Here is a 16,356-nt window from a genome sequence, read left to right on the forward strand (position 1 = left end):
CGCTCTGCGTGGGAATGCATACCGTGACGCTCCGCGTCACCTCTACCCGAAACCCTGGGGCATGGGACGCGGAGCGTCCGGGGCGGCATTCCCACGCGGAGCGTGGGAACGATCATCAAGCAGCAAGATAAGTGCCTCATATCACCCCGCCACCATCTCACTTCCTGTTCCCTGGCCTTTTTTCTGCATGCAGAGAAACCGTCACGTCCAACCCGCATTATCCGGTCGAGCCGACCTAAGGAAGCATCATCGTGAAAATCAACTGGGCTGAAAACCTGCGCAAGACCGTGCACCAACTGGCCGAGTCCTTGGGAAATCTGTTCGTCGAGACCTTCCACTACCTGGCACTGTTCGCCATTGGTGCGGTGACCGCCTATGCCGCGGTGATGGAATTTCTGGGGATGCTGGAGACGGGGCACATCAAGATCGATGACATCTTGCTGCTGTTCATCTACCTGGAACTGGGGGCGATGGTCGGGATTTATTTCAAGACCAACCACATGCCGGTGCGTTTCCTGATCTACGTGGCGATCACGGCGCTGACCCGTCTGCTGATTTCCAACGTGTCCCACCACAACCCGCCCGACATCGGCATCATCTACCTGTGCGGTGGGATTCTGCTGCTGGCGTTCGCGATTCTGGTGGTGCGGTATGCGTCGTCGGCATTTCCGTCGGTGAAGGTCGAAGGCCCGCGCCGCAAGGGCGAAGCGAGCCTTGAAACAGAGAAGGGCGAGCTCTAGAACCCTGCGTTGAGTGGCGGCCTGCTGACCGGCGGCCGCTGCAGTACCTGGTGGCTGTCCCCATCGGTCATCACCGCCAATATCTCCATCGCGCTGTGCCCCTGCTCGATCGCAATCCCGAATTGCACACTCTGCACCAGCCGTTTCAGGCGCTGCGGGTCGTTGCGTTGTTCGGCGCTGATCATGCGTTTGGCCACGACGCCGTCTTCATCGGACAGGGTCAGCATGATGCTGCCGTCCAGCCGCTGGATGCTTAAATTGACCCGGTATTTCGGGGCGAAGGTGTCGGTGATGATCTGAAAAGGGTTGTCCATGGTGCGTTACCGCCTGATAAGAACATGCAGTCATTGACGACCGGTGTCGGGATTAGTTCGCGTTTCCTGACCACCGGCCATTCGCTCGCTGAGGTTTTCACAAGGTCCGTTTTCCTCAGTAGCTGTACAGCAAGGGGCGTGCCGTACAGCAATCTGCCTGCCATCAAATTTCCCCTGTGGGAGCGGGCTTGCTCGCGAATGCGGTGTGTCAGCCAATGATTGCTCAGCTGAACGACCGCTTTCGCGAGCAAGCCCGCTCCCACAGTGGGTGGGTGGTGTTTTTGAGTTCGGTGATCCGTTTCAGGGCATCACGGAAAAAACGATCGCAGACAGCGCAATCAAGCCGACCAACACCACAAACACGTTGGACGCCTGGCCCGAGTACTGGCGCAGGGATGGCACGCGGCGGATGGCGTACATCGGCATCAGGAACAACAGGCAGGCGATGATCGGCCCGCCCATGGTTTCGATCATGCCGAGGATGCTCGGGTTGAAGGTGGCCACGGCCCAGCAGGTGAGCACCATGAACAGCGCGGTGCAGCGCTCCAGCCACTTGGCCGACATGCTGCGGTTGCGCCCGCGCAGGGATTTGACGATCAGGCCCTGGAAGCCTTCGCTGGCGCCGATGTAGTGGCCCAGGAAGGATTTGGTGATCGCCACCAGCGCGATCAACGGTGCGGCGTAGGCGATGACCGGGGTCTGGAAGTGGTTCGCCAGGTACGACAGGATCGAGATGTTCTGCGCCTTGGCGGCGGCGAGGTCAGCCGGCGACAGGGCCAGCACGCAGCTGAAGCAGAAGAACATCACCGTCAGCACCATCATGCTGTGGGCCATGGCCAGGATGCCGCTGCTTTTGCGTTCGGCTTGCGGGCCGTACACGCGTTTCTGGTCGACGGCGAAGGCGGAGATGATCGGCGAGTGGTTGAAGGAAAACACCATCACCGGGATCGCCAGCCACAAGGTCTTGAAGAAGGCCGGCAGGGGCATGCCTTCGCTGGCGGAGGCGAAGAACGCACCGTTCCAGTTGGGGATCAGGCTCACCGCCAATAGCAGCAGGGCGGCGACGAAGGGGTACACCAGCACGCTCATGGCCTTGACGATCACGCCCTGGCCGCAGCGCACAATGGCCATCAGGCCGAGGATCAGCACCAGCGACAGGATTGCCCGGGGCGGTGTTGCCTGGTGCAGTTGGTGTTCCATAAAGCTGGTCAGGGTGTTGGTCAGCGCCACGCTGTACACCAGCAAAATCGGGAAGATCGCGAAGAAGTACAGCAGGGTGATCAGCTTGCCGGCGCCGATGCCGAAGTGTTCTTCCACCACTTCGGTGATGTCGCCGGATTTGCCCGACAACACAAAGCGCGTCAGCCCACGGTGGGCGAAGAAGGTCATAGGGAAGGCCAGCAGCGCCAGCACGATCAACGGCCAGAAGCCGCCCACGCCAGCGTTGATCGGCAGGAACAAGGTGCCGGCACCGATGGCGGTGCCGTAGAGGCCGAGCATCCAGGTGGTGTCGTGTTTGTTCCAGCCTTGTGTAACGGTGGTCGGCGTCAGGTCTACAGCGGGATTTTCGGCAGCAGGTGTACGTACATCGGTCATCGTTATTGCCTCGTTATTATTTTTGCGCGGGCTCACGTTGGGGCGATCAGGGAATGCTCCTCAGCACTCCACCCAGCTAACGGCCAGGCCGCCCCGTGAAGTTTCTTTGTATTTGTCGTGCATGTCGGCGCCGGTGTCGCGCATGGTGCGGATCACGCGGTCCAGGGAGATGAAGTGTTTGCCGTCGCCGCGCAGGGCCATTTGCGTGGCGTTGATCGCCTTGACCGCGGCGATGGCGTTGCGCTCGATGCACGGCACTTGGACCAACCCGCCAACCGGGTCGCAGGTCAACCCCAGGTTATGTTCCAGGCCGATTTCGGCGGCGTTTTCCAGTTGCTCCGGGGATGCGCCGAGCACGTCTGCAAGGCCGGCAGCGGCCATGGCGCAGGCGGAACCCACTTCGCCCTGGCAGCCGACTTCGGCGCCGGAGATCGAGGCGTTTTTCTTGCAGAGGATGCCGACGGCGGCGGCAGCCAGGAAGAAATTCACCACGTCATCGTCGGACGCGTCCGGGTTGAACTTCATGTAGTAGTGCAGCACCGCCGGGATGATTCCCGCCGCGCCATTGGTCGGCGCGGTGACCATGCGCCCGCCGGCGGCGTTTTCTTCATTGACGGCGAGGGCGAACAGGTTGACCCATTCCATGGCCGACAAGGTCGAGGTGATGACGTTGGGTTTGCCGATTTCCAGCAGGCTGCGGTGCAATTTCGCGGCGCGCCGTGGCACATCCAGACCGCCGGGCAGGATGCCTTCGTGGCGCAGGCCTTGTTCGACGCATTCACGCATCACCGACCAGATATGCAGCAGGCCGCTGCGGATCTCGGCATCGCTGCGCCAGGCCCGCTCGTTGGCCATCATCAGCTCGGAAACCCGCAGGCCGTGCTTGTTGCACAAGGCCAACAGCTCGACGGCGCTGGAGAAGTCGTAAGGCAATTGCACTTCGCTGGTAGGCGCGATACCGGACTCGGCTTCCGCCGCTTCGATGATGAAACCGCCGCCCACCGAGTAGTACGTTTGCTCGCTCAACAGGCCGTTTTCGCCGTAGGCATGCAGGGACATGGCGTTGGGGTGGTAGGGCAGGCTTTCGTCCAGCAGCAGGAGGTCGTGTTGCCAGTTGAAGGCAATCGACGTGCGGCCGCCGAGCAGCAATTGGCCGGACTCGCGCAGTTGCTGGATGCGTGGGCCGATACTGGTGGGGTCGATGCTGTCTGGCCATTCGCCCATCAGGCCCATCACACAGGCGCGGTCGGTGGCGTGGCCGACACCGGTGGCGGACAGCGAACCGTACAAACGCACTTCTACCCGACGGGTTTCGTCGAGCAATTGCTGGTCGATAAGCGCTTGGACGAAGGTCGCCGCGGCCCGCATCGGGCCGACGGTATGGGAGCTGGAAGGACCGATGCCCACTTTGAATAGATCGAAAACACTGATAGCCATGCTAAACCCTTACAAGCAATGGAGTAGAAATCGCTGCCATGTTTTGTAGGACAAGCGGAATTGGCGCGATACTGAGCCTCTGGATCGGCACTGACCAACGAATTATCCTAAGACACCCTTTAGCAGGACTAAACCCTATGGCTCGCCCGCTTCATGGCCAGACCTACGTCTGGTTGCACGTTTTTTCCTGCGCGGCACGGCATTTGTCGTTCACCCGCTGCGCCGAGGAACTGCACATCACCCCGGGCGCGGTCAGCCAGCAAATCCGTCAGCTGGAGGAGCGCCTGGGCTTTCGCCTGTTCCATCGGCGCGCACGCGGGGTTGAGCTGAGCGCAGAGGGCCAGCGGTTGGCGATCACCGTGGGCGAGGCCTATGGCAGCATCGATGCCGAGTTGCAGCGGCTGGACGCCGGGATGATCAGCGGCACCTTGCGACTGCGCTCGATCCCGTCGTTTCTCGGCAAATGGCTGACCCCGCGTTTGCCGCGTTTGCAGCAGCGCTTCCCGGATATCCAGTTGCGCATGGTTGCCGAAGACAGCAGCGTCGCCCTGCATGAGGGCGACTTCGACCTGGCCATCGACCTTAACGACGGCAGCTATCCCGGCTTGTTGTCCACAGCCTTGCTGGACGAGCAGATTTTCCCGGTGTGTGCACCGAGCCTGCTGCGGGGGCGACCGCCACTGCATGGCCCCGCTGACCTGGTGCATTTCCCGCTGCTGCACGACATCACTGCCTGGCGTGGGAGTTATGAGTACGCAGAGTGGGAGTTCTACCTGAACGCCATCGGCTATGACGCCGCCGACGTACGGCGCGGGCATACCTTCAACCGCAACCACCTGACCATCGAGGCGGCGATTGCGGGCATGGGCGTGGCGATTGCCCGGCGAACCTTGCTCAATGACGAACTGGAACGCGGCACCTTGATCGTGCCATTCGGCCTCGCCGTTCCCAACCACAAACGCTATGTGCTGCTGTACGCGCCGGGTGCGTTGAGCCATCCGGGCGTGCGGGCGGTGCATGACTGGCTGGTGGAGGAAGCGGAGATTTTTCGCGGATTGCACCCGTTGGGAGAGGGGCAATTGTAAGGAAGTTGGCGGTAAGAAGATGTAACCAACTCCCCACCCTAACAGCGTTTTTGGTTGTAGTCAGGGTTAATTTGTAATGTGGGATTTATCTTTGCAAAGGGGTTGAAATGTTCCTCTGTCTGCTCAATTGTGTAATCAGGAGGTCATGGTTTTCACCCATCCGGTGAAGCAGGAATGGCCTTCGGCGAGCTAGCTGAAATAAGGGAAAACTATGCAAATCCAAGTCAATAGCGATAACCATATTGAAAGCAGCATCCGACTGGAGGAGTGGGTACGTACCACCATTGAGAGCACGCTCGAACGTTACGAAGAAGATCTGACCCGCGTCGAGGTTTACCTGCGGGACGAGAACGGTGACAAGCCCGGCCCACACGATCTGAGTTGCCGACTGGAAGCACGGCCAAAAGGCCATCAACCGCTTTCGGTCCTCCATAAAGCCGATACGCTGGAACAGGCGATCGATGGCGCAGCGACCAAGCTGGAGCATGCCCTGGAGCATCTGTACGGCAAACTGCGCGGCAAACCACGCGCCGCGGGTCAAAGCCTGCCCAATACCAAGGCCGACGAGGCCGAGCTAGAAGAGGAATTCCTGGAAAACGAACAGGCTGCGCTTAACGGCTGATAGCTGATACTTTTTTCAACCCCACTGAAAACGGGCCTGCAGATGCAGGCCCGTTTTTTTATGCGCAAAAGGTCAGCGCGGGCTGCGCCGGAAAAAACAGGCGCTCAAGGCCGACAGTGCGCACGCTCCAACGCCGGCATACAACATGGCCCAGCCCGCACCGTTGCGCAGCGCGGCCTGGGCGATCAGTGGGCCCTGCGGCAACACGTCCAGCCTGCCGGCGGCGATGTCCTGACTGAGGGTGGCCAACTGTGCCGTGCCAGGCAATATGCCAGCCAGGTAGTGAGCGATCCCGAGTATCAACACCAACCCCATCAACGCGATATTCAGCGCCAGGGTGATCAGACGTGCACTGAAGTCGATGCCCGAGGCCATCCCTGCGCGGTCGGATGAAACTGATCCGGTGGTGGTGTTGGTGGTGGGCGAGTTGGTAAACGCCAAGCCGCTGCCGGCAATCCCACAGGCGATCAGGACCCATGCCACACTGGGTTGGCCGCTATGATTGATCGCCGCCATTGTCACAAACCCCACGCCCATCAGGCCCAGGCCCAATGGAATGATGCGTTCGGCGCCATAGCGCAGGGCCAGGCGTTCAGCCAGCGGCGGCACCACCAACGTGGGCAGGGTATAGGCGAGCAGGGCGAGCCCGGTGAGCATGGTGTCGTAGCCCAGGCCGGCCTGGAAATACAGCGGCAGGTAGATCATGAAGGGCCAGAAGCTGAAGTTCATGCCGATCGAGCCCATCAGCGCGCCGTTGAAGCGCGGGATGCGAAACACCGAGAAGTCGAACATCGGATGCAGGCTGCGCCGCTCGACAACCACGAACAACAACAGGCTGCCCACCGACAGTCCGGCCCAGCCGAGCATGGCCGGGGTGGCAAAGCCGCTCTCGGTGCCCTGGGTGATGAAATAAACCAGGGCGAACACTGCCAGGGTGAGGGTGGCCATACCGGCTATATCGAGGCGATGGGCCGCCGGGTCACGGGATTCCTGCACGCTGATGCGCAGCAACACCAGAGTGAACAAGGTCAACGGCACATGCACCAGGAACACCCAGCGCCAATCCGCCACCGCCAGGATCAATGCCCCCACCATCGGCCCGAAACCCAGGCCCACCCCGGCGATCACGCCCCACACCGCAAAGGCCCGGGCCCGGGCCGCCGGCTCGCGGAACTGGTGCGACAGGATCGCGAACTGGCAGATCATCATCGCCCCGCCTCCCACGCCCTGGACAAAACGCGCCGCGATCAGCGTGGACGCATCGTTCGCCAGCCCGCTGGCCAGCGAAGCCAGCCCGAATACCCACAGGCACAGCACCAGCATGCGTCGGCGGCCAAAACGATCGGCCAATGTGCCGGCGGCCATCAGCACGCTGGTGCAGGCCAGGGTGTAGGCGTTCATGATCCATTGGGCGTCCTGGAAGCCGGTGCCCAGTTGCTGCTCAAGGGTGGGCAGGATGACCGGCACGCTGGAAATCTCCAGCCCGAACATCAGCGCCACCAGGCACACGGCGGTGAGTGCAAGGCCGTCCCGGGCGGTACGTGGCGGGTTGATGGCGGATACAACGGCGTCGGGTGGCATGGCCTCTTCCTTTCAATGGGGGAAGGTGTCATTTTCACGGGAATCTGATTCTTTATTAGCGATACTTCTTCCTGTGATAAGGGAATATAGGGCGACAAACGACCATGGCCACTCCGCGTTTTGATGGTGTTGAACTGTTTTTGCAGATCGTCGAGAGCGGCAATCTGACGGAGGCCGCCGAACGGCTGAATCTCACGCGCTCGGCGGTGGGCAAAGGCCTGGCACGTCTGGAAGCGCGGCTGGGGACGTCTTTATTGCAACGCTCCACCCGGCGCCAGCGTTTGACCGAAGACGGGCAGGCCTACTACGAGCACTGCCTGCGTGCACTGGCAGAGCTGGAAGCGGCTGAATCCGTGCTGGAAAGTGGCCGCCAGCAGCCACGAGGGCGGTTACGGGCGAGCCTGCCTTTGGCATTCGGCCACCACTATGCGGCGCCTGCGTTGTGGGGGCTGATGGACCGTTTTCCGCAACTGGAAATCGAGATTTCCTTCTCCGACCGATTGATCGACTTGGCGCAGGAAGGCTTCGACCTGGCGGTGCGCATTGGCGCATTGCCTGACACCGACCGCTTGAGTGCACGTCGCCTCGGCGAACAGGCGATTGCCCTGGCGGCGTCACCCGCGTACTTGCAGCGCACACCTCGTATTGACTCCATCGACGACCTGGCCGGGCACCGGGGCATTGCCTATCGCAGCAATGCCCCGCACCGCGAGCGAGTCGCCTCGCCGTTGATCCTCGATGACCTGCAGGCCGTGGCCGATGCCGCCATCGCCGGGGTCGGCCTGGCCTGGTTGCCCAGTTGGCTGATCGCCCACTACGTGTTGCGCGGGCAATTGCAGGCGGTGCTGCCGGGCCACCGCGAGCAACCGATGCCGATCCATGTCATCTGGCCCACGGCGACGCACATGCCGGCCAAGACCCGATGCGCCATCGACGCGTTGGTGGCCGGCACACCGTCGTGCCTGGCGGGTAGCTGATCAGAACGCGATGGACGTCTGCACATACAGCGTGCGCGGCTCGCCGACGTATTTGCCCTTGTTGTTATCGTCAAACGAGCGGGTGTAGTACTGCTTGTTGAAGATGTTTTTCACACCCACCGCCACGTTCAAATCCGACAGCTGCGGGCCAAAGTCGTACGCCGCGCGGCTGCTGAACAGCATGTAGCCAGGAATGCGTCCGGTGCTGCCATCAGCACTTTCTGCTTCAGTGTTGGCGTTGTCGGCAAACTGGCTGCTCTGGTAGCTGCTGTCCACATTCAACTTCCAGCGACCTTCGGTGTAACCCACGCCCAGGGTGCCCTTGTGCTTGGAGGAGAAGGGCACGCGGTTGCCTTTGTTCGGGCCGTCTTCGCGGATGGTGGCGTCGACGTAGGCGTAGGTGGCGTACACATCAAAACCGGCGAGCGCCGGGCTCAAGCCGTCGAGGGCGTAGTTGATGCTGGACTCGATGCCCTGATGGCGGGTTTCGCCGCGGGCGATCACGGTGTCGTTGGTCTGGTTGCTGTCGTACTGGTTGTCGAAGTTGATCAGGAACGCGCCGATTTCGGCGCGCAAGGTGCCGTTGTCATAGCGTGTGCCGAGTTCCCAGGTGCGGGCTTTTTCCGGCTTCACTTCGCCACTGGTCACGCGGTTGGGCATCTGGCTGTACTGCACGCTGCCGAACGACCCTTCGGTGTTGGCATAGAGGTTCCAGTCGTCGGTCAGGTGGTAGAGCACGTTCAGCGCCGGCAGGGCGGTGTTGTAGTCGCCTTTGTATTTGACGTTGCTGAGGTTGTTGGTCTGCTGGGACTCGATCATCTCGTAGCGGATGCCCGGGGTGATGGTCCACTTGCCGATATCTATCCGGTCGTCGACGAAGAACGCATTGGCTTCGGTGCTGCCCCGGGTGTCGCGGTCGTTGCGGCTGTCGGTGGTCGGCAGTTGCTGATTGGCGGAAATCGGCGTGCGGTAGCGCAGTTCGTGGCCGGCCTCGTTGATGTAGCGGTAGCCCACGCCGACTTCGTGGCTGGTTGGGCCGAGGTCGAAGCCTTGGGCGAAACGGGTTTCCAGGCCGCGTACCCAATACTCGCGGGGCGACAGGGAGAGGAAATTGCCCTGGTCCAGGTAACCGCTGCGCAGGGTGGTGGTGAAGAAGCTGTTGACCGTGAATTCCCGGCGATCTTCCTGGTAGCGATAGCCCGCGTTGAACATGGTACGCCGGCCCCAGAACTGGTCGTAGGGGCGGGTGGACTGGTAGGGGTCGGCCTTGTAGGCCGCAGTGCTCAAACCACCGGGCATATCGGCCTTGCCTTCGTAGTACTGCGCCATGGCGTTGAAGCTGTTGGCGTCGTCCAACTGGTATTTGCCCTTGAGGATCAGGTCGTCGATGCGGGTGTCGCTGTTTTCGCGCCAGTCACCACCACGGGTGCCGGAATACAGGATCGCGCCGCCCAGGCCGTTGTCCGCCGTGCCGCCGGCCAGCAGGTTGCCGGTGGTCTTGAAGCCATCGTGGCTGGAGGACGGGCTGGTTTCGGTTTGCAGGCCGCCTTTCACCGTTGGCGCATCGGGAATCGCGCGCGTGACGAAGTTGACGATGCCGCCGACGTTCTGCGGGCCATAACGCACTGCGCCGCCGCCCCGTACCACGTCCACGGCATCCATGTTGCCCATGCTGATGGGCGCGAACGACAACTGCGGCTGGCCATACGGCGCGAACGGCACCGGGATGCCGTCCATCAAGACCGTGGAGCGCGAGGCCAGGCGTGGGTTGAGCCCGCGAATGCCGAAGTTCAGCGCCATGTCGTGGCTGCCGGTGCCGTTGTTTTCCGGGGCGTTGACCCCGGGAATGCGGTTGAGCACGTCGCGGGCCTGGGTGGCGCCCTGGCGTTCGAATTCTTCGCGGCGGATCACGTCCCGGGCGCCCGGGTGCTCGAAGACGTTGGTTTGCGCCGCGTCCCCCAGCCAGTCGCCGACCACGTTGGAGGTGCCCAATTCGAGGGTGGCCGGAGCATTCGCCGGTTGCAGGCTGAAGGCGTTGTTGCCCTCGGCACGGGCTTGCAGGCCGGTGCCTTTGAGCAACGCATTCAAGCCTTCTTCAGCGGTGTAGTTGCCCGACAGGCCGTGGCTTTGCACGCCGGCGGTCACGTCCGAGCCAAATGAAATCAGCACGCCGGCTTCCCGGCCAAATTGATTCAGCGCCGCTTCCAGTGACGTAGGGGCGATGCGGTAGGGCTTGGCGTCAGCCGCCACCGCATAGGGCAGGGCGCTGAAACTGAGGCTGGCCCCCAGCAACAAGTGGCGCAGGGTGCGGGCGAGTGGCGTCAGGCGAGTCGGTTGCTGGGGCATGAAGTGCGGTCCTGAGAAGGAAGGATCAAGGTGGCTTTCCTTCTCTGTCACGCGAGGTGCGGAAAACGGCTCACGGGTTTTGAAAATATTTCAGGCACGGGCTTCGACAGTGACCCAGTAGCGGGTAAACCGCCGAACCCTGACCGGCAGGCTGACTTGCAGCAGGTCCAGGATTCGTTCGCTGTCGTCCAGCGGGTAGCTGCCGGAAATCAGCAGGTTGGCCACCTGCGGGTCGCAATTGAGCTGGCCACGGCGATAACGGCTCAATTCGGCGAGGAAATCTTCCAGGCGCATGTGGGCCGCCACCAGCATGCCGTCGGCCCAGGCGCCGCTGCCGGCGTCGGTGGGGCGGGCGGTGTCCCAGCCTTTGCGGGTGAAATTGACCTGATGGGCTTTCTCCACCGACAACGGCAAACCGCTATAGGTGTTGGGCATCACGTCAACGTGCCCATCAAACACCGCCAGTTGTGTGTGATCGTTGAATTGCCGCACGTTCAGCCGCGCGGCCTGGGCGCTGAGCAGGCCCTGGGAAGTGATGACCCGCAGCGGGGCGTTGCCGGGTTTGGCGGTCAGCAGGATTTCGCCTTCGAGCAGGCGGATCAAGCGTTGCTGGCCATCAAAATGCACATCCACCGCACTGCCGGTGTTGAGCTGCAACTGGCTGCCATCCGCCAGCTGGAACTTGCGCCGTTGGCCGATGGGGCTGCGGTAGTCGGCACTCAACGGCGGCAGGATATGTTGCTGGCGCAAACCCCAGGCCGCTGCCGACCCGGCGCCGAGTATCAGCAACAATTTCAGGGCCTGGCGGCGACTGCTGGATTTCGGCGCATTCAAGGCGGCATGGGCCAGGGGTGATGGCATCCCGCGCAAGCGCTGGTTCACTCGCTGGATGTGCTCCCAGGCCCGCTGATGTTCGCTGTGGGCGTCCAGCCACTGTTGCCAGGCCGCCTGTTTACGTGGGTTGAGCGGGCCCTGCTGCATTTCCATCAGCCAGTGCACCGCTTGTTCGGCGACTTGCGTTGAGAAACTCATAGGGCGAAGTAGCAGCGCATCGCCGCTTTATTCAGGTGACGCTTGACCGTGGCGATGGAGATGCCCAGTTCTGCGCCGATTTGCGCGTAGGTCAGGCCGTCGAGCTGGGACAGCAGGAACGCGCGTTTGACCAGGGGCGCCAGGCCGTCCAGCAACTGGTCCAGCTCCATCAGGGTTTGCAGGATGATTGCCCGCTCTTCCTCCGACGGCGCCACGTGTTCGGGCATTTGCGCCAGGGCGTCGAGGTAGGCGCGCTCCAGGTCCTGGCGGCGGTAATGGTTGCACAGCACACGCTTGGCGATGGTGGTGAGGAAGGCGCGAGGTTCGATCAGCGTCGGTGTTTCCCGTGCGGTGAGCACGCGGATGAAGGTGTCCTGGGCCAGGTCGGCGGCGCTTTCCGGGCAGCCGAGCTTGCGTCGCAACCAGCCGGTGAGCCAGTGGTGATGGTCGTGGTACAGGACTTCGACGGTGTTGGACGGCTGCAACGCGCACACTCCGGCAGCATGGGCATGCTTTAGAGAACAAGAATTGTTCGCATTGTAGGGCGCGCAGGCGGGTTCGGCAATTGCCAGTGATGCGTTCTCTTTTGCTTATGAGAACCTTTATCATTAATATTGCGCACTGACGAACCTGGCGCCTTGTGCATGAAACGCAAAACCTCACTTCCCGTTTCCTACCGTCTTGCCGTGACTTCGCGGGTGCTGGCGGCTGTGGTCGGCGGTTACCTGCTGGCCTCGCTGGCCAGCGTGTGCATGACGCTGTGGCTGCCCACCAGCCGCGCCGATGCGGTGATCAGCGGCATGCTGAGTTCGTTTGTGTTCTACCTGTTGGCGGTCATCTGGTGCTTCGCCTGCCGCACGGCCTGGCGCGCCTGGTTTGGCGTGTTGCTGCCCAGCGCGATAATGGCCACGTTCGCCGGGTTGGCGTACTGGATGGCGCGCACATGAAAGAGGGCTTCCGCCAGGCCATGGCCTGGTTGCACACCTGGGCCGGGCTGATCTTTGGCTGGCTGCTGTTTGCGATTTTCCTGACGGGCACCCTGTCGTATTTCAAGGACGAAATTACCCACTGGATGCAGCCCGAAGTGCAGGCGCATCCCGTCGATGACGCCCGTAGCCTGGCCGCCGCCCAAACCTATCTGCAACACCAGGCGCCCAATGCCGCGCGCTGGTTTATCACCTTGCCGAGCAGCCGTGAGCCGGGCCTGTCGGTGATGTGGCAAGACAAGGTCGACCCGGGCAAACGCGGCAATTTCGTCGAAAAACTCCTCGATCCCGTCAGCGGCCAGCAGGTCCAGGCCCGGGAAAGCATGGGCGGCGAATTCTTCTATCGTTTCCACTTCCAGCTGCAAATGCCCTATCCGTGGGGGCGCTGGCTGTCGACCATCGCCGCGATGGTGATGTTCGTGGCGTTGATCACCGGGATCATCACCCACAAGAAAATCTTCAAGGACTTCTTCACCTTCCGCCCGCGCAAGGGCCAGCGTTCCTGGCTCGACGGGCACAACGCCGTGGGCGTGCTGGTGTTGCCGTTCCACTTGATGATCACCTACAGCAGCCTGGTGATTTTCATGAGCATGGTAATGCCGGCGAGCATCCTCGCTTCCTACGGCAACGATACCCGTGCGTTCTTCAACGATGTGTTTCCGGCCACCGACAATGCGCCGGCCCTCGGCCAGCCGGGGCAATTGCTGCCACTGGGTCCGATGTACGAGCAGGCGCGCGGGCAATGGGCCGGCGGGCATGTCGGACGGCTGGTGGTGAATAATCCAAGCGATGTAAACGCTTCGGTCAATGTGTTCCGCGCCGGGTCGGATCGAGTGGTGCATGACTTTGGCAGCACCGTCTCATTCAACGGCACTACCGGCGAACTGTTGCGGGTGAGCGGCGAGCAGTCGCTGCCGGCGGCGATTGGTGGCAGCTTCTACGGTTTGCACATGGGCCATTTCGCCGGCCCGGTATTGCGCTGGCTGTATTTCATCTGTGGCCTCGCGGGCACGGCAATGATCGGCACCGGGCTGGTGATGTGGCTGGGCAAGCGTCAGCTCAAGCACACCAAAACCGGTGTGCTGCCCTTTGAGCTGCGGCTGGTGGAAGTGCTGAACATCGCCAGCATGTCCGGCTTGATGATCGCCATCGCTGCATTCTTCTGGGCCAACCGCCTGTTGCCGGCCAGCTTTGCCGGGCGCTCGGACTGGGAAGTACAAGCCTTCTTTATTGCCTGGGGCTTGAGCGTCGTGCACGCGATTGTTCGCCAGGGGCGCCGCGGCTGGGTTGAGCAATTGAGTGTGGGCGCGCTGCTGTTTATCGGCGTGCCGGTGCTCAACGCGCTGACCACGACCCAGCATTTGGGTGTGACCCTGGCCAACGGCGACTGGGCCATGGCCGGCTTCGACCTGACGTGCCTGGGCAGCGGTGTGTTCCTCGCCTGGGCTGCCTGGAAAATGCAGCACCGCCGCGTCCCTCAGCCTAAGGCCGAACGTGCCCGGCCATTGACCCTCAAGGGCGAGGTGAACTGAATGCTCCTGGCGCTATTGCTGTGTTACGCAGGGTTTACCGCGTTGTGCCTGTCCATGGACCGGCACCATGGCGAACTGCTGCACAGTAAACCTTCGCCTCGTCGGCGCCTGGGTTTGCGCGTGGGCGGCTGGCTGCTGTTGATTGTCTCGATCTGGCCGGCGGTGCTCGCGACCGGGTGGAGCCAGGGGTTGGTGGAGTGGTGCGCGGTCTTGATGCTCAGCGGGTTGTTGCTGGTGTTGCTGTTGCCGTATCGGCCAAGGCTGGCCTTGATCCTGGCGGGCCTCGGCCTGCTGGCCAGCCCGGTTGCGGCCTTCGCGACCCTTTGAGTCCACCGTTAATGATCACCACGCCTCCCGAACACCCAGAGCAGCACGCAGACGCGGCGGGCGGACGGGCGCATTTCCTGCAAGTGTTCCTGTCCCAGCGCTCGCAGATGGAAGCGCTGGTCAGCCGCCGCGTGGGCTGCCGTGCGACGGCGGCGGACCTGGTGCAGGATTTGTTCCTGCGCTTCTGGCGCCGGCCGCTGGTGCAGGTCGAGGAGCTCAGCACCTACCTGCTGCGCTGCGCCGGCAATATCGCCATCGACCACCTGCGCAGCGAAGGCGCCCGGGTGCGCAGCAGCGAAGGCTGGCTGCCGGAACAACAGGATAACCAGGGCTGCGAACCCCAGGCCGCGCTGGAGGCGGGCAATGATCTGCGTCACGTTGAAGCAGCCTTGCGCAGCCTGCCGGAACGTACCCGGCAGATTTTCCTGCTCAACCGCATCCATGGCCGCAAGTACGCGGAAATCGCCAAGGCCATGGGCCTGTCCCAAAGCGCCGTGGAAAAACATATGATGCGTGCCCTCGAAGCCTGCAAGGCCAGCCTTCGTGAACCATCGCCAAGGAAAGCTCCGTGAACGCCACTGCCCGCGTCACCCCGACGCCCGACCAGGAACAGGCCGCACTGGCCTGGTTGAGCCTGTTGCATGACCAGCCCAGCAGTGGCGACCAGGCCACGTTCAGCCGTTGGCTGCGGGCCGATCCTGCGCATGTGGAAGCCTACGCCCAGGCCCAGGTGCTGTGGGAATTGAGTGAAGTACCGGCCAGAACGTTGGCGGATGAGGATGCCCTGGCGCTGCAGGGTTACTTGAACGCGATGAATACCTCGAAACGCTCCAGCGTGCGGCGCTGGTCTGGCGCCCTGGCCATGGCCGCCTGCCTGCTGGTGATGATCTCGATGGGCGCCGGCTGGCAGCCGTCACGCTGGGTCGATGACTTCGGCGCGGATTACGTCACCGCGCCGGGTGAGGTGAAGACCGTGACCCTGGCCGATCAAAGCCAGGTCACCCTGGACGCCGACAGTGCGATCGCAGTGGATTTCAAGCATGGCGAGCGCCATATCCAGCTACGCCGTGGCGCCGGTTTTTTCAGTGTGACCCACACTGGCGAATCCTTTGTGGTCGAGGCCGGCAGCGGCGAAGCACGGGTGCTCGGCACGCAGTTTGAGGTGCGCCTGCAACCGGCAGGTGCGCAGGTGACGGTGTTGTCCGGTCGGGTTGGAGTAACGCCGTCGAAGTATGCTCAGCAACAGATTCTGACGGCCGGCCAGCAAGTGGCCTACGCCGACGGTGTCGCCGATGAGCTGCACGCGGTCGATAGCGAGTCGCGCCTGGCCTGGCGCGATGGTTGGCTCAACTACTACAAGGCGCCGCTGGCCGATGTGGTGCAAGACCTCGGCCGCTACTATCCGGGGCGCATTCTGCTGCTCAACGAAGACCTCGGCGCCCGGCGTGTCAGCGGTAGTTTTCCGAGCAAGGATCCGCAAGCGGTACTCAACGCGCTGCAGGCGGTCCTGGGGTTTGAACAACACTCGCTGCTCGGTCGGATGATCGTATTGCGCTAGATACAGAGCGCTACGCCGCAATGGCGTGGCGCTGTCATTACTTGCACCACCTTCCCTTGAAAATCCCCATGCCTTGGCACATCCGTGTGTGTGGACCTTTCATTTAACCTTCATCGCAATCGCCAAAACCTGTAACCAAATCGTTACGTGATGCACGGATGATCCTCGGATTCCTGAGCAGGTGGTCAGGAAGATTGGCGGCGCTGTTCACCCAGCCGAGATC

Annotated in this window: 16 protein-coding genes; 9 read left to right on the forward strand and 7 right to left on the reverse strand. The window is 62.3% G+C overall.

Translation table 11 applies throughout. The features are described 5' to 3' along the window. Positions 1 to 251 precede the first annotated feature (251 nt). On the forward strand, positions 252 to 740 hold the full coding sequence (locus HX786_RS23765) for a phosphate-starvation-inducible protein PsiE (protein ID WP_003212783.1): 489 nt from the start codon (positions 252 to 254) through the stop codon (positions 738 to 740). Here the strand turns inward: HX786_RS23765 and HX786_RS23770 are convergent. The 3 genes from HX786_RS23770 to HX786_RS23780 all read right to left on the reverse strand — a co-directional run bounded on the left by HX786_RS23770 (position 737) and on the right by HX786_RS23780 (position 4,087). Then, entirely contained in the window at positions 737 to 1,054 is a 318-nt protein-coding gene (locus HX786_RS23770; protein WP_003212781.1) for a DUF3509 domain-containing protein, read from the reverse strand. The two genes, HX786_RS23765 and HX786_RS23770, sit on opposite strands and share 4 nt — an antisense overlap. Positions 1,055 to 1,354: 300 nt before the next feature. Further along, entirely contained in the window at positions 1,355 to 2,650 is a 1,296-nt protein-coding gene (locus HX786_RS23775) for a serine/threonine transporter (RefSeq protein WP_178912667.1), read from the reverse strand. A gap of 60 nt (positions 2,651 to 2,710) precedes the next feature. Continuing rightward, positions 2,711 to 4,087, reverse strand: coding sequence for an L-serine ammonia-lyase (locus HX786_RS23780; protein ID WP_177008189.1), 1,377 nt, complete (start codon positions 4,085 to 4,087; stop codon positions 2,711 to 2,713). Between the two features lie 137 nt (positions 4,088 to 4,224). On the opposite strand from HX786_RS23780, the gene HX786_RS23785 reads away from it, so the two are divergent. Further along, a complete protein-coding gene (locus HX786_RS23785; RefSeq protein WP_003212775.1) occupies positions 4,225 to 5,172 on the forward strand; it encodes a LysR substrate-binding domain-containing protein in 948 nt (315 codons plus the stop codon). 211 nt (positions 5,173 to 5,383) lie between these two features. Then, positions 5,384 to 5,794 (forward strand): HPF/RaiA family ribosome-associated protein, encoded by a 411-nt coding sequence (locus tag HX786_RS23790; RefSeq protein WP_003212772.1) that lies wholly within the window; start codon positions 5,384 to 5,386, stop codon positions 5,792 to 5,794. A gap of 72 nt (positions 5,795 to 5,866) precedes the next feature. On the opposite strand, the gene HX786_RS23795 is transcribed toward HX786_RS23790, so the two are convergent. Next, positions 5,867 to 7,375: an MFS transporter gene (locus tag HX786_RS23795; RefSeq protein WP_178912668.1), complete on the reverse strand. Its 1,509-nt coding sequence runs from the start codon at positions 7,373 to 7,375 to the stop codon at positions 5,867 to 5,869. A 104-nt stretch (positions 7,376 to 7,479) separates the two neighbouring features. Here HX786_RS23795 and HX786_RS23800 point away from each other — a divergent pair, with 104 nt between their 5' ends. Next, entirely contained in the window at positions 7,480 to 8,352 is an 873-nt protein-coding gene (locus tag HX786_RS23800; protein ID WP_008438547.1) for a LysR family transcriptional regulator, read from the forward strand. Here HX786_RS23800 and fecA read toward each other — a convergent pair whose 3' ends face one another. The 3 genes from fecA to HX786_RS23815 all read right to left on the reverse strand — a co-directional run bounded on the left by fecA (position 8,353) and on the right by HX786_RS23815 (position 12,215). After that, positions 8,353 to 10,698, reverse strand: a complete 2,346-nt coding sequence (fecA, locus tag HX786_RS23805; protein ID WP_178912669.1) for a TonB-dependent Fe(3+) dicitrate receptor FecA — start codon at positions 10,696 to 10,698, stop codon at positions 8,353 to 8,355. It lies immediately after the preceding gene. Between the two features lie 90 nt (positions 10,699 to 10,788). Beyond that, on the reverse strand, positions 10,789 to 11,730 hold the full coding sequence (locus tag HX786_RS23810; protein ID WP_134325774.1) for a FecR domain-containing protein: 942 nt from the start codon (positions 11,728 to 11,730) through the stop codon (positions 10,789 to 10,791). After that, a complete protein-coding gene (locus HX786_RS23815; RefSeq protein WP_177035647.1) occupies positions 11,727 to 12,215 on the reverse strand; it encodes a sigma-70 family RNA polymerase sigma factor in 489 nt (162 codons plus the stop codon). Before HX786_RS23815 ends, HX786_RS23810 begins: the two co-directional genes overlap by 4 nt. A gap of 159 nt (positions 12,216 to 12,374) precedes the next feature. On the opposite strand from HX786_RS23815, the gene HX786_RS23820 reads away from it, so the two are divergent. From HX786_RS23820 to HX786_RS23840, 5 genes are read left to right on the forward strand one after another with little or no spacing between them, the layout of a single operon-like run. Continuing rightward, positions 12,375 to 12,677, forward strand: a complete 303-nt coding sequence (locus tag HX786_RS23820; protein ID WP_003212759.1) for a DUF3649 domain-containing protein — start codon at positions 12,375 to 12,377, stop codon at positions 12,675 to 12,677. Then, positions 12,674 to 14,248, forward strand: coding sequence for a PepSY domain-containing protein (locus tag HX786_RS23825; protein WP_177046373.1), 1,575 nt, complete (start codon positions 12,674 to 12,676; stop codon positions 14,246 to 14,248). The genes HX786_RS23820 and HX786_RS23825 overlap by 4 nt, the downstream gene beginning before the upstream one ends. Then, on the forward strand, positions 14,249 to 14,575 hold the full coding sequence (locus HX786_RS23830) for a DUF3325 domain-containing protein (protein WP_003212755.1): 327 nt from the start codon (positions 14,249 to 14,251) through the stop codon (positions 14,573 to 14,575). It abuts the gene before it with no gap. Between the two features lie 11 nt (positions 14,576 to 14,586). Then, entirely contained in the window at positions 14,587 to 15,147 is a 561-nt protein-coding gene (locus HX786_RS23835; RefSeq protein WP_003212753.1) for an RNA polymerase sigma factor, read from the forward strand. Continuing rightward, positions 15,144 to 16,133: a FecR family protein gene (locus tag HX786_RS23840; protein ID WP_003212751.1), complete on the forward strand. Its 990-nt coding sequence runs from the start codon at positions 15,144 to 15,146 to the stop codon at positions 16,131 to 16,133. The genes HX786_RS23835 and HX786_RS23840 overlap by 4 nt, the downstream gene beginning before the upstream one ends. Positions 16,134 to 16,356: the final 223 nt, after the last annotated feature.

The organism is Pseudomonas sp. 21615526, from assembly GCF_013386245.1.
Lineage (GTDB): Bacteria > Pseudomonadota > Gammaproteobacteria > Pseudomonadales > Pseudomonadaceae > Aquipseudomonas.